General features: G+C 46.1%; 14 protein-coding genes. 1 reads left to right on the top strand and 13 read right to left on the bottom strand.

The window, feature by feature from the left end; all coding sequences use genetic code 11:
- Window positions 1–74: 74 nt before the first annotated feature.
- From V1467_RS01740 to V1467_RS01720, 5 genes are all read right to left on the bottom strand, one after another.
- Complete coding sequence (locus tag V1467_RS01740; protein ID WP_416307089.1) at window positions 75–3,131, bottom strand: efflux RND transporter permease subunit; 3,057 nt, start codon at window positions 3,129–3,131, stop codon at window positions 75–77.
- Window positions 3,132–3,133: 2 nt separating this feature from the next.
- On the bottom strand, window positions 3,134–4,210 hold the full coding sequence (locus V1467_RS01735; protein WP_416307088.1) for an efflux RND transporter periplasmic adaptor subunit: 1,077 nt from the start codon (window positions 4,208–4,210) through the stop codon (window positions 3,134–3,136).
- A gap of 2 nt (window positions 4,211–4,212) precedes the next feature.
- Window positions 4,213–4,740 (bottom strand): hypothetical protein, encoded by a 528-nt coding sequence (locus V1467_RS01730; protein WP_416307087.1) that lies wholly within the window; start codon window positions 4,738–4,740, stop codon window positions 4,213–4,215.
- A 202-nt stretch (window positions 4,741–4,942) separates the two neighbouring features.
- Window positions 4,943–6,283, bottom strand: coding sequence for an ATP-binding protein (locus V1467_RS01725; RefSeq protein WP_416307086.1), 1,341 nt, complete (start codon window positions 6,281–6,283; stop codon window positions 4,943–4,945).
- A 17-nt stretch (window positions 6,284–6,300) separates the two neighbouring features.
- Entirely contained in the window at window positions 6,301–7,011 is a 711-nt protein-coding gene (locus V1467_RS01720) for a response regulator (protein ID WP_416307085.1), read from the bottom strand.
- A gap of 410 nt (window positions 7,012–7,421) precedes the next feature.
- On the opposite strand from V1467_RS01720, the gene V1467_RS01715 reads away from it, so the two are divergent.
- Window positions 7,422–7,652: a hypothetical protein gene (locus tag V1467_RS01715; protein WP_416307084.1), complete on the top strand. Its 231-nt coding sequence runs from the start codon at window positions 7,422–7,424 to the stop codon at window positions 7,650–7,652.
- Window positions 7,653–7,758: 106 nt separating this feature from the next.
- Here the strand turns inward: V1467_RS01715 and V1467_RS01710 are convergent, their stop codons facing one another.
- The 8 genes from V1467_RS01710 to trpS form a co-directional block, all read right to left on the bottom strand.
- A complete protein-coding gene (locus tag V1467_RS01710) occupies window positions 7,759–8,166 on the bottom strand; it encodes a hypothetical protein (RefSeq protein ID WP_416307083.1) in 408 nt (135 codons plus the stop codon).
- A gap of 204 nt (window positions 8,167–8,370) precedes the next feature.
- Window positions 8,371–9,171, bottom strand: coding sequence for a DUF1338 domain-containing protein (locus tag V1467_RS01705; RefSeq protein WP_416307082.1), 801 nt, complete (start codon window positions 9,169–9,171; stop codon window positions 8,371–8,373).
- 89 nt (window positions 9,172–9,260) lie between these two features.
- Complete coding sequence (gene astD, locus V1467_RS01700) at window positions 9,261–10,727, bottom strand: succinylglutamate-semialdehyde dehydrogenase (RefSeq protein WP_416307081.1); 1,467 nt, start codon at window positions 10,725–10,727, stop codon at window positions 9,261–9,263.
- A 12-nt stretch (window positions 10,728–10,739) separates the two neighbouring features.
- Window positions 10,740–11,756 (bottom strand): arginine N-succinyltransferase, encoded by a 1,017-nt coding sequence (astA, locus tag V1467_RS01695; RefSeq protein WP_416307080.1) that lies wholly within the window; start codon window positions 11,754–11,756, stop codon window positions 10,740–10,742.
- Between the two features lie 25 nt (window positions 11,757–11,781).
- On the bottom strand, window positions 11,782–12,990 hold the full coding sequence (locus tag V1467_RS01690; RefSeq protein WP_416307079.1) for an aspartate aminotransferase family protein: 1,209 nt from the start codon (window positions 12,988–12,990) through the stop codon (window positions 11,782–11,784).
- A gap of 230 nt (window positions 12,991–13,220) precedes the next feature.
- Complete coding sequence (locus V1467_RS01685; protein ID WP_416307078.1) at window positions 13,221–14,390, bottom strand: HDOD domain-containing protein; 1,170 nt, start codon at window positions 14,388–14,390, stop codon at window positions 13,221–13,223.
- Between the two features lie 97 nt (window positions 14,391–14,487).
- A complete protein-coding gene (locus V1467_RS01680; RefSeq protein ID WP_416307077.1) occupies window positions 14,488–15,099 on the bottom strand; it encodes an anthranilate synthase component II in 612 nt (203 codons plus the stop codon).
- A 23-nt stretch (window positions 15,100–15,122) separates the two neighbouring features.
- A complete protein-coding gene (gene trpS, locus V1467_RS01675) occupies window positions 15,123–16,127 on the bottom strand; it encodes a tryptophan--tRNA ligase (protein ID WP_416307076.1) in 1,005 nt (334 codons plus the stop codon).
- Window positions 16,128–16,141: the final 14 nt, after the last annotated feature.

The raw sequence follows: 16,141 nt of genomic DNA, 5'->3' as shown, positions 1-16,141 counted from the left end.
ATAACAACCCAGCATTGTTCTATGCAGTGTTAACCTAGGTTGACCCGTATCTGACGGTAAGTTGATGCTGGTGTTTACCTTGGCTTTACCTTATACAAAGAGGCATATAAAACCGGTACCACGCCAAGTGTTAACAGGGTAGAAAACAATAACCCGGCCATAATGGCAATTGCCATTGGCTCCCACATGGCGCCACCACCTAAATAAAGTGGGATAAGCCCTAACACTGTCGTAGCGGTAGTCAACAGGATGGGCCTCGCTCTGGTCTTTGCCGCATTCACAATAGCCTGATAATGCTCGACGCCGTTGTCCAACTCGATTTTAATCCGCTCTAACAACACAATGGCGTTGTTAATCACAATCCCGGCCAGCGACACAATACCCAGAATGGTCATAAAGCCTATATAGGAATTCGCCAGCGTTAATCCCGATATAACCCCGATTAGCCCAAGGGGTATAGTCGACAGAACCACAATGGATTTGCGCACACTATTAAACTGGCCTATCAGCAGTGCAACAATAATCATGCCCGCAATGGCTAATTTGTCGGCAATGGACTGGTTAGCCTTACCCGAACTTTCGTGTTCACCGCCAAACTGATAGGTTACCTCGTTGTCCCAATTGCCCTGTTGTTTATTCAGCCATGAATCAAGGCGGGACACCATTTCCGCAGCATTGGCATCGCCAACCAGTTGTGCGCCCAGTGTGACAGTGCGTAAACCGTTTCGCCTTTGGATTTTGGCCACATCCCATACAAGTTGTACATCCGCGACCTGGCTCAGTGGAACCGAATGCCCTGTCATTTGCGCATAGACAGACAATGACCTGACCTTATTTAGCGTTTGCCGGGTACTTGCTTGAGTTCGAAGCATTACAGGAATGTTGTCTTCCTGTTCGCGGTACTCGGTCAGCTCAAAACCACTCAGGCTTGTCTGTAGTGAAATAGCAATATCCTGACTGGTGACGCCTGCCCGTTGTGCCCGCACCTGGTCCACAGCAACATTAAGTTTTTTTATGCGCTGGCCCCAGTCGTCGGTAATATTTTGCAGTTCAGGCATTTGGTTCAAATGCCCTCGCACCTGCTCGGTTGCTCTGGCCAACACATCAGGATCCCAACCAGACAGACGCACTTCTATGGGATTATTCACTGCGGGTCCATTACCGATAAGACTGAGCGTCAGTGTCAAGTCCGGGTGATGATCTTGCGCATATCGCCGGATCTCATCCATATAGTGACGAATCTCACTCGCGTCAGAGACATTAACAATCATCAATGCGTAATTGGGGCTGGAGGGTTTGGGATTATGCGACAGTATAAAACGCGGCCCGCCATTACCAATATATGTAACCCAGTTACTGATCCCAGCTTTTCGTTCTTCATTGATCATCAGGTTTTCTGCCAAATAGGCTTCCAGATCTGCCACTACGGTTTCCGTACTTTGAATGGCATAACTGGTCGGTAACTCAAGCTCCATTTTGAAATAGCTACGTTCAGACGGCGGGAAAAAGAGCTTAGGTAACAGACTGGCCCCGACCAAAGACACAAGCAGTAAACCAACCGTCAGCACGATAACAACAGCTCGATGATTAAGTGTTGCTTTTAACAGTCGTTCATATCCTCGATAAGCCGCTCCGCCATAGCACTCTTGTGTCAGTGAAACGCGAAGAAACTTGATGCACAGCAGCGGAATAACCGTGAGCGAAATCAGCCAGGAACATAATAAGGTAATAGTCACCACTTTAAACAAGGATGCGGTAAATTCGCCTACATTAGATTCAGCCAGATAAATAGGTAAAAACGCGGCGGCTGTGGTTAAGGACGAGGTCAATAAAGGTAAGCGAAGTTCTGACGCAGACGCAATCGCCGATTCAATTGCACTCTTACCTTTTTGCATATGAACCATAATACTTTCAGACATGACAATGCCATTGTCCACCAACATACCAAGCGAAATAATCAGCGCCGCCAACGAAATCTGATCCAAACCGATGTGAAATAGATCCATCACAATCAACGACAACAAAATTGAGGTGGGTATAAGCATTGCCACCACCAACCCGGTTCGCACACCCAAGGTGAGCAACATCACCAGACTGACGACCAATACGGCTTGTAGCAGGTTAGCCATAAAATCTCGTACTTTGACATCCACTTCTTTGGGTGAAAAGTTGACGAGATCAAACTCTACACCGTGAGGATACTGGGCCTCAAAGCTGTGAATGGCTTTGCGCACTTGCTCACCCAGCTCAATATTGTTGCCACCCTCACGCATAGATAGCGCCAGTGCGAGCGCACTCTGACCTGAACTGTGAACCAGTGACTTTGCTGGTTCAATATAACCCCGTGTAATGGTCGCAATATCCCGCAGCATGATAAGGCGATGGGTCTTGGGTGAACTAATCACCGTTTTACCAATATCCTCTATGGACTCAAAATTGCCACTGGGCTCAAGTACAATACGCTCCAAACCAAGATTGAATTCCCCGCCGGATATCACAATATTGCGAGCAGACAGTATTTGTGAAAGTTGCAAAGGCGAGAGTCCTAACTCTGATAACCTGGCATTATCGTATTCGACAAACACCTGTTGTTCCTGCTCGCCGAAAATATCCATTTTAGCCACATCCGGGATTTGTTGCAGAGCGGCTTGGGCTTTATCTGCCACCTTTTGCAGCTCAGCATAACTCAGCCCTTCACCGGTCACTGTCAGGACAATGCCATAGACATCACCAAATTCATCATTAACAAAAGGGCCAACAATGTCATCTGGCAGATCAGGAACCACATCCTCCACTTTGCGGCGTAAATTGTCCCAAATTGGCCGCATGTCGGTATAACTCTCTTTAATACTGACACGCACTATGGATACACCAGTGCGAGACTCACTTTTGACAAAATCCAGTTCAGGGATTTTTTTTGCCGCCTCTTCAATCTTGGACGATACCAACTCCTCCACTCTCTGCGGACTTGCGCCGGGAAAATAGGTCAGTACCTGAGCCGTGCGCACAATAAATCCGGGGTCGTAAGCGCGAGGCATTTGTTTAAAGGTTTGCCAACCGGCAATAAAGATAAAGCACAGAAATGCCAGGGTAACCCGGTTATTTTGAATCGCAAGTCGAGTAATATTCACCGCTATTCCCCTTGACCTAAACGTACCTGCAAGCCTTCTGACATTTTGCTCATGCCGGCGGTAATAATTCGCTCCCCGTCTTGAAGCCCGCTAACAATAACGATGCCTTGCTGATGAATCGCACCTGTATAAACAGCGCGCTGATGCACGGTACCTGTGCCATCACCGTTGCTTTGCACCACATAAATAAACCTGCCGTTGGTATTTTCGGACACAACTTGTGTCGGTACCAAAATGCCGCCCGGCATTCCCTGTTGGGTTCCGCGTACCGTTACCGACATTCCCGGCAAGATGGTGGCGTTGCCTAAACTGGGCATATTGAAGGTCACAGAAAAAGTACGTGATGCAGGATCGGCTTCAGTAGAAACGGCCTGCAAAGCCAGTGGAAACTGCTGATTGGGTAACGCATCGAAAGACGCATAGACCTTTGTTCCACTCGCTTGTTTCAATCGAATCATCACGGTTTCAGGAATATCCACTTTAATATGCAAAGTGGACAAGTCCTGAATCGTCACAATCGGCTGCATAGTGGAAATATCTTCAAAATTATCCACGTATCGACGAGCGATGATGCCAGTAAACGGGGCTTTGATAATGGTGTACTGCAGATTTTGCTGTGCCGCTTCCAGTGAAGCCAAAGCGGCAGCACGCTGGGCTGCAAGTTTGTCGTAATCGGCACGGGCAATCAGGGTTTTATTCAATAAGACTTTTGCCCGCTCAAACTCGGTATTGGCTTGGTTATACTCGGCTTTGGCGCTGTTTAACTGGATCTGGTAATCCGCATCTTCCAGCCTTGCCAGTACTTGGCCTTGTGCAACATGGTCGCCTTCTTCAACCGCAATACTGACCAGTTTACCAGCTACACGAAAGCCAAGATCGGCCTGTTGTGCGGCCTCAACCACACCCGGGAACTCCCGCCAACGTTGAGCTGAGGTAGATTCAACCACCTGAGTCATCACGCGCCTTAATTCAGGTGAGTCTTCAGTTTGCGGGGCTTTATGGCAACCATTGGTTAGCAATATCAAGGTCAAATCAACCGCAAGCAAAATCACTCTATTCATTTTATGTATTGAACGCATTTTTAAACTCCATAAACCTGTTTTATCGTGCATGGGGTATTCTCCGGTTTAACAAAATGCGAAATGTCCAAACTGTTGGGCAAGCTATTTAACAAGGTGCTTGCTTCATCAATACCGGCCAATTTTGCTTGGGTTAACCAATATGTCGCGACGGTTAAGTTGCTTTCAGTGTTGCCGGACATGGCTGTTCTGGCGCGCTGAAGTAATCGAACCCCATCGTATAAATCACCCGAATGGATTTTGCCTAATTTCAGGGCAGCTAAGCCATGCCCCTGAATGGCTGCCATGCACAGGAATTCAGTGGCCTTTTGATTGTCGTAATAGCCCTCTGTTTGGCCGTTGGGTGAACAGCAATAAGCGCTGCCTATTTTATATTGCGCTTCTGCATTACCGGCCAACGCCGCATCAATGTTCTGGCTACGTACGACTTCGCTGTGAACCGCTCTTGTGCCCTCAGCAGCAATACCAATACAACCGCTGAGTAAGATGCAGCTGGCAAATGTTGCAACCAACATCATCAATTTTTTCATCTTGCCCCCAATGAGTAACTTAAATAGCGAAAACATTGTCCCGACTAAATATTGTTTAAAAGCGATTCAGACAGCTGAAACATGCCTTTAAAAAAACGGTGCAATATTAACTGGAGGACTGTAGATAAACGGCAGGGAATGCAATGTTTTGTAAAGATGTGATATGAATGAAATTTACACTTTTGAGATTGAGGTATGGGTGTTAAGGCAAGTTGATTGCCCCAGGCAAGGTCACTGTCACCTTTAACCCGCCATCACTGACGTTTTCAGCTTTGACTGTTCCTTGGTGCAAACGTATCGCACGCTCTACTATCGCCAGCCCGATACCGCCCCCGCCCATTTTGTGTTGGCGTGAGGCTTCGACCCTGAAAAAGGGTTCAAAAATTAGCGCCAATTCCTGTTCTGGTACACCTGGGCCGTGATCACAAATTTCCACCTTCACATCTGAATTGGAATGCGACACCTTTACCGTCACATTGGTGCCTGGTTTTGTGTAACGCAGGGCGTTGCGAATAATGTTTTCAAAAGCACTTTGAATGAGGGCGCTGTCTAACTCCATTACACATTTTTCCACACCTATGACCTGCACATCTTTGTTTTGCTGATAACCTTCTATAGACGCATCTTCTGCAATCACATTGAGTAGGTCGACCAAGTCTGTGGTATGGCGATGGATTTCCTTGCCGGACTCAAGGCGAGTAAAAACGAGAATGCGCTCTATTAACGAATTGAGTTGTTCACTCTCGCCTTCCATTCGATCTATATATTCAATTTCAAGTTGGCCACCCTGTTTATCCAGCTTTTGCCGGGCAAGCGAGAAAAGGGCCTGTAATCTTGCCAGTGGAGAGCGAAGCTCATGGGATACATCACGCATCAGACGCTTCTGCTTTTCCAGCAAGTTATGAATTTGCTCGGTCATGAAATCAAAATCTTTGGCTAACAACGCAATATCATCGCGACGCCCTTGCACTTGATGCGACACGCTAATACTTAAGTCACCACTTGCCACCTTTTGACCTGCTTCACGCAACAGCCGAACCGGTTTAACAATAAAACGGGACAAGGCTAGCGACACGATGATACTGACTACTAACGCGGTCAAACCAAGAATAAGGCGGGCCCACGGCATAATTAACAATTTGGCGATAGGAAAATAATTCCTTACACCGATAACAACATAGCCCCCTAGCCCTTCGCGTATTACTGTCAGTCCATCTTTGTCATGCACGGTGGCCAAATCGAATTTGTTATCGTATTCACGTCCTAAAATGTCTTTACCGTCTGGAGCAATGACATAAACCTGGATCACGTTATCTGCCTGTAGAATATGTTCTTGTGCCATATTCTGCGCGTCGATCGCTTGACCTTGCGCCAGTTTTTTACGTATTCCGAAAGCGACATTCTCGGCTAATTGTTGATAGAACGGCAGTTGATGATTAGTTGCATCTTCTGGCAACCAACGGGCAACGATGCCGGTCAGCAACGCAGTGGTAATGATAATTACCCAAACAGACAGAAATATTCTTCGAAAAAAACGATACACCTAGCAACACCTTGAGTTTATAAACTTACATACAGGTAACCACGCCCACGGACAGTTTTAATTCTCTGCTGTCCATCAGCCATGGGACCAAGCTTTTTGCGTAAATTGACAATATGGGCATCAACACTTCTGTCATACAGTGACAGACGCCGCCCAAGCGCATGGCGGGAAATATCATCCTTGGAAACCACTTCGCCCGCCATGTTTGTCAGCTTCTCCAGCACCATAAACTCGGTACTGGTCATCAATACCGGTACGCCGTTTTTTTCTACCGTAAACGAGCCAAATCCGAGTTTTAAGTCACCCACAATTAAAAAGTTGTCGTCAATTTCCGGCGCATCACTCCTTGCAGAGACCCGTCGCATAATGGCACGCACCCTGGCAACCAGTTCTCTTAAGTTACATGGCTTGGGGACATAATCATCCGCACCGATTTCTAACCCTAAAATTCGATCAAGATCGTCACCACGAGCAGTCAACATGATGACTGGCGTATCCTTATAGCGGCGCAATGCTTTTAACGTCTCGAAGCCGTTCATTTTCGGCATAGTGACATCCAATATAATCACATCGAAGTCTTGGGATATTGCCGCTTCCACCCCAGCTTCACCATTGTTTCTCGAAGTAAAAGTAAAGCCGCCTTCGGATAAAAAATAGGCATTGACCGACTCAGTCAACACATCATCGTCATCCACCATAAGTACGTTTATTAAATTATCTGTACCCATTCTGTTTCCTCACTAATCCCAATCTGGGGGCTAGTCTATGGACTTAAGCTCTCTAATAAAAAAGTTTTATCTAGCAAAAAATTCAACTCAGAAAATTATCCTAAGATAAATCGCGTAATCTAACGTCATTAAATGAAAAGAAATGTAAGTACACGCGCTAATCAAATAATCACTCACTAGCAGCCCGCGAATCCAACGCCGAAATGCGCCCCTTGCCATCCCCGTAACCAGGATGCGTGTGGTTATGCGATTCCCAAACCTGATTTTGCAAAACTTTACACGCACAAACATTACTTTGCTCGCGAAAGAATACACTTTGCGCCCAGTTTTAGCGTTTAGCAATGGCACGCAAACCTATTACAGAATGAATATTTTCACTAACAACTCGGCACTTTGGAAAAGGAAAAGTGATGTCAAAAATAGTATTTTCTTCGGTAATCTCTGTACTGGCCTTGTCTGCTTGTGCGACTAACCCGGCGAATAATTTTGCTGATGAGCAGGCTGAATTAGCAAAAAACTGTCAGGAACTGAAAGTTAAGATAAGCGATTTATGGGGCAAGCCGATTAGAAGGACGGAAATGCGCCGTCGATACGATCTGGAATGTTTGTCTGAGTTTTCTGCTGGAGATAATCAGGTCTAAACCTGTTATTGCGATATGCCGCGTGTTGGCAAAGTTGACTAGAGCGTGTTGATCAACTTATTTTAATTAATCAAGCTTAGTAGCCACTAAGCTTGATTAATTGCATTTATTGCCAGGAAAAACTCTGGCGCATTGCCACGCGATTTTCTTGCTGAATGCTATCCCATTCTTTTAACTGCTCATCATTGAGAATCTCAGCAACCTTATCTCTGGTTTGCTCGCTTAACGTGAGCATTTCATTTCTGAAATTTCTTAGATTACGCAAAGAGATAGACGAACTTTCTTGATTAAGCCCATATTTATCAAGAAGTGCCGAACGCTGTTTTATATGTTGATCTAATACAGGAGAAAATTTAACTTCCTGCTCTGCCGAAAGTTCTAAACGCTGTTTAGTTTCAACAATAGATATTGCCATAGAGTCTTCCTGAAATTTTGAATCTTCAGTACTGGCTAACGTTGGCTGTGCTGCAAAAATTGCAATAGTAGCCATTAGAATAAATAAACGCTTTCTCATAAATTACCTTTTGTCATGTTGGATATAAGAGTTTGATTCAGGATGATTTTAGCGAGCAGGAAGTAATGTAACGTGCGCAGTTGCAAAGAAATGTAAAGTTATTGGAGTGGGCGTTTGCCTGGATATGAACTTTGCAAAAATGATGAAGATATAAAAAACCCCGTAAAAACGGGGTTTGCATTGTATCTAAGTAGCCAATATTGGCTACATCACCACATTGGTACTTTCAAAGATTTTATCGGCCGAAGCAGCGACAAAACCTTTGTAATAATTGCCATCGGCCATTTTGTAACGCTGGGCAAATTCGTAGAAACAGCTGGGAATTTCAATCTTTTTGTCACTGAACTGTACCGGCATTTTATCGGCCATGGTCGAAGACTGGGCCAGACAAACCTCTTCCCCACCTTTAATTTCACCACCTGAGGTATTCAACACAAAACCGGCCTGTTTAAGCGCAGTATTCACCTCGGTTAACTCGTTATAGCGCGTCAGATAGTTCACACTAACGGTAAAGTGATTGGCACGATAACCCCAGGCTGCCATCCATGCCGCATATTCAGATTCAGCCAACAACGCTTGATAATCTTCACTGCTGACTTGCCAGTGGGTACCGGAATATAAGAAATTATCTGCGTTAACGACGTCAGCAGGGATTTGCTCAACCATGTTGCGTACAACGTTCTGCAACTTGTCGGAAAATTCTTCTACCAGCAATTCACTGATAAACACTTTTGGTTTGGTATCGTCCGGATGCTCAAAATGTTTGGCTTTGAGTTTTTTCTGCTCAAAGTCATATTGGCCCTTTTCTTCATAACCAACTGCCAGAAAGTGAGCTGCCAACTTGTCCAGGCTGACTTTTTCCAGATTAAAGGTCCGCAGCGCAATATGATCGTTAATAATATCATCGCCCTGGCCGAGTAACTGATGCACTTTTTGTGCTGAAGGGGTAATGGCAATGTAATCCTGCCAAAGATTGTCAAATAGGGTATCAATATTGTTATGCATGGCTTCTCTCAAACATTTACTGACAAGATTATCAGTTGCTTAATCATACAAAAAAGCACCAGATCGATATTGATCTGGCGCAACCATAATTAAAACTTCAGACCTGGGCTTAAACTGCCAGGCATGGTGACTTTATCCAACTCGACTGAAGCGACCGGATAAGCGCAGTAATCAGCGGCATAATAGGCGCTAGCACGATGATTACCGCTTTCGCCAATACCACCAAAAGGTGCAGCGCTACTGGCACCGGTGATAGGCCGGTTCCAGTTGACAATTCCGGCACGGATACGGCTAAAGAAATGCTGATACAGCTCTTCGCTGTCTGACAATAAACCAGCCGACAACCCGAAAGCGGTATTATTGGCTTCGTTAATAGCCACATCAAAGTCGGTGTAACGGATCACTTTAAGCAATGGCCCAAAATGTTCTTCATCCGGCATATCCGCCACAATATCGGTCACATCAATAATACCTGGTGTGACAAAACCGGTTTCCACATCTTGATGTTGCATTTCGATTAAACTGGTCGCCCCCAGGTTTTGCAATTTTTGCTGGGCGGCAATCATCATTTTAGCCGCGTTAGCAGAAATCATCGCGCCCATAAAAGGTTGGGGTTCGGCGGCATAATCGCCCACCTGAATATTGGCCGTCACTTCCAGCAAGCGCGCTAAAATAGCGTCACCTTGTGGGCTACTTTCGATAAATAAGCGACGTGAACAGGTACAGCGCTGACCCGATGTGACAAAGGCAGACTGGACAATATCGTGCACGGTAGCGTCAATATCGCTGACATCTTTAACGATAAGCGGATTGTTACCGCCCATTTCCAGCGCCAAAATTTTACCCGGATGACCGGCAAACTGTTCATGCAGAATTTTACCCGTACGCGAACTACCGGTGAAAAATAATCCATCAATATTGGCACTGCTAGCCAAGGCTTTACCGGTTTCAACTTCACCTTGGACCAGATTGAGCACGCCATCGGGTAAACCGGCTTTTTGCCACAACTGGACGGTTTTTTCCGCCACTAACGGGGTGAGGTCACTGGGCTTGAACACAATAGTATTACCCGCTAACAGCGCAGGGACGATATGCCCATTTGGCAGATGCCCCGGGAAATTATACGGACCAAAAACCGCCACTACGCCGTGCGGCTTGTGACGGATAAAAGCTTTACCTACCGGCATAGCATTTTCTACGGTGCCGGTACGTTCCTGATAAGCGCGTTCCGAGATGCCAACTTTACCTATCATGGCCGCCACTTCTGTGGCCGTTTCCCACAAAGGTTTACCGGTTTCCTGTGCGATAGTTAACGCCAGTTCGTCTTTGTGTTGTGCCAACATTTCGGCAAAACGTTTTACAAACACCAGTCGCTCATCAAAGCTGAACTCACTCCACGCCACAAAGGCAGCGCGAGCAGCATTAATAGCTTGCTCCACCTGCGCCGGGCTGGCAGCTTTTGCCTGCCAAATGGTATTTTTTCTGGCTGAATCCACTGATGTCATATCGTGACCGTCACCGGCCAGCCATTGACCACCTATATAATGTGTCGTCATTGATTGAATTCCTTACAGTTTAATCGGTGCAAAACGCACCATATCGCCATCCTGCACCTTAAGTGCCGTGGCCGCTGCTTGCGAGATGATAAGATGTTCGCCTTCAACTAACGCGGGAACAGCAACGCCGCGAAAATCAGCCACATGGGTATTGATAATAATTTTAACTTCGGCATGCTCGGGATGGCCAATTTTAACCGCCAGTTTCTGACTGGCCTGAGCGGTGCGAATATGTTGCACATGGGCCTCAACCGTTGGACCGGCATCAAAAATATCCACATAGCCACGACAGCTGAACCCTTCGGAGTGCAATAATTGCAAGGCAGGGCGGGTCTTTTCATGTACCTTGCCAATAACCGCCTGCGCCTCTTTGCTCAGTAAGCTGACATAAATGGGGTACTTGGGCATCAGTTCGGCAATAAAGCCCTTCTGGCCGATCCCGGTCAGATAATCCACTGTCGGGAAATCCAGTGAAAAGAAGTGCTCTTCCAGCCATTGCCAAAACGGCGAATTGCCATTTTCATCCGACACGCCGCGCATTTCGGCAATTACCCGTTCCGAGAAACGCTGCGCATGCTCGGCGATAAACAGAAAACGGAACTTTGATAAAAAACGCCCGTTATAACTCTTGCGAGCCTGCTCTCTGAGGAACAAGGTGCAGATTTCCGATACACCGGTGTAGTCGTTGCAACAGGTCAGAATATCGATGGGATTATAGATATCCAGTTCACGCGAAGCATGGACGACTTTACCCATGTGATAATGGTAAAAAGCATCATCCAGCCCCACAGCTGCCTGAATTCCGCTGGTCCCCACAACTTCATCGCTATGGGTGTCCTGCATCACAAACAGGTAACTTTCCGGCCCTGGTTTTTCAACCTGACTGGCAAAAGACTGGATAGACTGGTCGATTTTTTTATGCAGCAGTTGCTCGTTGACCGGTAATGAAGTGAAACCCACTCCGGATTCCACTGCACATTGATACAACGCTTCATAGTCATTGGCCTGAATAGGCCGAATTATCATCATTGCGGCTTGCCCCGACAAATTACTATCATTCAGCGTTGACGACACTGGCGACTGCTTGTTCAAAACGCGCTAAACCTTCCTGAATATCTTCATCAGGAACCACCAATGAAGGTGCAAAACGTACCACATTGGCACCGGCAACCAGACACATCAGTTTCTGTTTGGTGGCAGCAACCAAGAAGTCACGTGAACGACCCTGATATTTTTCAGTTAATACGCCGCCAAGCAACAAGCCTTTACCACGCACTTCACTAAACACGTTATATTTTTGGTTGATGGCATCCAGGCCTTGGCGGAACAATTGTTCTTTACGGGCTACACCTTCCAGTACTTCTGGCGTATTCACGGTATCAAAAGCGGCTTCAGCGACTGCACAGGCTAAAGGATTACCACCATAGGTGCTGCCATGAGTCCCGACTTTCAAACTGGCAGCAATGGCTTTAGTCGTCAGCATCGCACCAATCGGGAAACCTCCGCCTAATGCTTTAGCAGTAGTTAAAATATCAGGAACAACATCCAGTCCCATATAAGCATACAGATCACCGGTACGGCCCACACCGGATTGTACTTCATCAAAAATCAGCAAAGCATTGTGTTGATCACAAAGTTCGCGCACCCCTTTAACAAATTCAGCAGTGGGACTAATAATCCCGCCTTCGCCTTGCAGAGGCTCCATCATCACCGCACAGGTATTGTCCGATATTAATGCTTTTAAACTATCCAGATCGTTATATACCGCATGGTCAATAGCACCTGGTTTTGGCCCGAAGCCGTCGGAATAAGCGGGTTGTCCACCAACCGTCACGGTAAAGAAAGTACGGCCATGAAAACCTTGTTTAAAGGCAATAATCTGGTTTTTCTGTTCGCCATGGTGTTCCAGCGCCCAGCGACGTGCCAGCTTTAGTGCGGCTTCGTTGGCTTCACCGCCCGAATTGGCGAAATAGACCTGCTCGGCGAACGTGGCATCGACCAGTTTTTTAGCCAGACGTAATGCGGGTTCATTGGTAAAAACGTTACTTAGGTGCCAAAGCTTGTCGCCCTGCTCTTTTAAAGCATTAACCAGATTAGGGTGACAATGACCCAACACATTTACCGCGATACCACCGGCAAAATCGACATACTCGTTATCATTCTGATCCCATACTCTGGAACCTAATCCACGGACCGGGATCATGGCGGCAGGGTTATAGTTAGGGACCATTACTTCATCAAATAACTCGCGAGTGACATTCATTTTGCTACCTCAAACTGGTTGGTTATCCACTGTGGATGGAAAAAATTGCCGACATTATTCCAGAAGAGAACGCTCTTGTCTCCTCCTAGATAATTAACAGTATCGCTTAAAAACAAAGGGATTGAGCTACAATTGCAGAATTAGTGAATAACTATTAGTAATTATTTATTCTTTTTAATGCATTTAACAAGGAATAAATATATCAATTACATAGCTATGCAGAAATAAATCTAGTTTGATTGGTCAGATGTCTGATTAAGCGTTAGATCCAGCTTGGACAAATTGGTATTTTTCAACATCGCCAATGAGCCTTTGGGCATGCTGAAACAGCGCAGGTAATCTTTGGCTTCATCGGTGGTAATTAATTTAAATTCTTTAAGATTACGATATTTGGTGTAGGCAGATGCCTGACTCAATATCTTTGCCATAGGTGACATTTCCGCTATCGGCGCTTGCTCGGCGTACTCCCCCATGGCATGACTAATGTAAACTCGGCGCATATCCATGCGTTTAATCATTTTGGCAGAAATTGTTGATGCTCGTTGTATTATCAGTTCACGCAAGAAATCAGCATTAGGTTTAAGCTCTCTCAGCGCGTCGTATTCCTGCTTTTTCTGATTATCCTGTGCTTCTTTCAACGCGTCGCGCAACACCAGTTCAAATAAGCGGAAATATAGTCGCACCAGTACTATTGTTCCCAGATTGTGAAACATGCCCAGAGTAAATGCCATTCCCTGATCCTGCCCGACCAGCTCGGCCATTTTACGGCAGCTGATTGCGGTACCGATGGACAGATCCCACAAACGACTTTTAATCGACGGATAGGGATCAGTAATTTGCGGCAACCAGCGGCGCATCGCCATGGCTGGCACCACCATTTTGAGATTCTCGATACCGATAAAACTCAGCGCCATGCGCAGGCTTTCCACCGCAATACTTTTACCCTTGCGATCCACCCGGCGGTATTTAGGCATATTGACCATTTTGATCAGGTCTTTTACCAACCAGGGCATGGTCGCGATAACGGGCTCAATTCGACCTATAGAGGCAGCTTTTACGCTAAGGATATCCAGTACATCCGGCAAGTTTTCATTAATACCCAGTACTTTTTTATAGATATTTTCTTCGTCCAGCAACTCTTCTTCCAGGCGCACCGTCAATTCACTGTGCAACTGGCTTAACAACGAATCCAGCAAACTCTGTTTAGAACGCTGGTTGAGTTCCCTGTCACGTACGGCTATTTTCTCGATGCGCAACAGCTCACGTTTAGCTTTTGCTGCCGCCTGATTGTCAGGATCGATACTGCCGGTATTGACGATTTCTTTGATCTGGCCAAGATCCATCATCATGGTGTTAATACGGAAATCGATGTCGGTGATGATGGCGTTTGTGCTACTCATGGTCTGTTATATTGGTTTTCGTTTTTATTTTATATCGGTATAAGTCGGCAATGTTACAGTTAAATTGGTCAGATGTAGACAAAATTTGTCGGCTTGATCAGCTCAAGTTTGCTTCTTTTTCCGCTATCTTTTTTAATTTCAGGAAGTTAGATAATATTTGATGGCCACTGGTAGTCATCACCGATTCAGGATGAAATTGTACCCCACATAACGGCAATGTTTTATGTTCAATAGCCATTATCGCCTCGGTTTCACCGTTATCGAGCACAGATCTGGCAGTGACGGTAAATTCGGCAGGAATGCTGTCGGGCTGCAGTATCAACGAATGATAACGTGTCGCGATAAATGGATTAGTGACATCCTCAAAAAGCCCTGTTTGCTGATGAAACACATTGGATACCTTTCCGTGCAATACCTGACCAGCACGAACAACCTTGGCGCCAAACACCTGACCTATTGCCTGATATCCCAGGCAAACTCCCAGAATTGGAATACGTTCAGCAAAATGGCGGATGGCAGCCAAACTGATCCCGGCTTCGTCAGGAGTACAAGGCCCCGGCGAAATAACCAGATACTCGGGTGCCAGCTCCTCAATCTGTTGCAACGATATTTCATCATTACGATACACCTCAACAGCTTGTCCCAATTCGCAAAAATAGCGGGCCAAATTATGGGTAAAGGAATCGTAATTGTCGATTAACAGCAGCATATCGGTGCGTCTTTGGCGATTTGTTATGGACGCGGGATAAATCCTACTGCCTGATAAACTTTTGCCAACGTTTGCGCAGCTCGTTCACTGGCAGCATCGGCACCGGCTTTCATAATACGATTCAACTCTGCGTTATCCTGACGCAAAGCTTGATAACGCTGTTGAATAGGCTCAATTAATGCCACCACCGCGTCGGCCACATCACCTTTTAAATGACCGTACATTTTACCTTCATATTCTGGTACCAGATCAGCCACAGGCTTATCCAGCGCACCCGACAGTAAGGTCAGCAAATTAGACACGCCAGCTTTTTGTTTGGGATCAAAGTAAATCCGTGCTTGCTCATCCGAATCCGTGACTGCCCGTTTGATTTTCTTGGCAATTTTCTTCGGCTCTTCCAGCAAACCGATAAAGTTATTCGGATTATCATCTGATTTGGACATTTTCTTGGCCGGATCCTGCAAACTCATAATCCGCGCACCAAATTCCGGAATATAGGGTTCAGGCACAGAAAACACCTCGCCATACAGATTGTTCATCCGGTTTGCCACATCGCGGGCCAGTTCCAAATGTTGTTTTTGATCTTCTCCTACCGGCACCTGGTTGGCTTGATAAACCAGAATATCGGCCGCCATTAGTGCGGGATAAGTGAATAATCCGGCGTTTATATTAGACACGTTCTTGGCTGACTTGTCCTTGAACTGGGTCATCCGGTTCAATTCACCCATTTGGGTATAACAATTCAGTATCCAGGCCAACTGCGCATGTTCCGGTACATGAGACTGCATAAACACAGTACTTTGCTCAGGATCGATGCCACAAGCAATGTATAAAGCCAACCCGTCGAGACAGGCTTCGTGCAATACTTTAGGATCCTGACGCACGGTAATGGCATGCAAATCGACCAGCATATATAGGCAATCATAATGCGGCTGCATAGCAACCCACTGCTTAAGCGCTCCCATATAGTTACCTATGGTAAGTTGTCCGGATGGCTGACAGCCGCTTAATACTATGGGTTTATTCATGATGGCGTACTTCT

This window comes from Neptunicella plasticusilytica (assembly GCF_047922965.1).
GTDB lineage: Bacteria > Pseudomonadota > Gammaproteobacteria > Enterobacterales > Alteromonadaceae > Neptunicella > Neptunicella plasticusilytica.
Note: the sequence above shows the minus strand (reverse complement) of the source record. Positions and strands in the feature narration are given on the sequence as shown.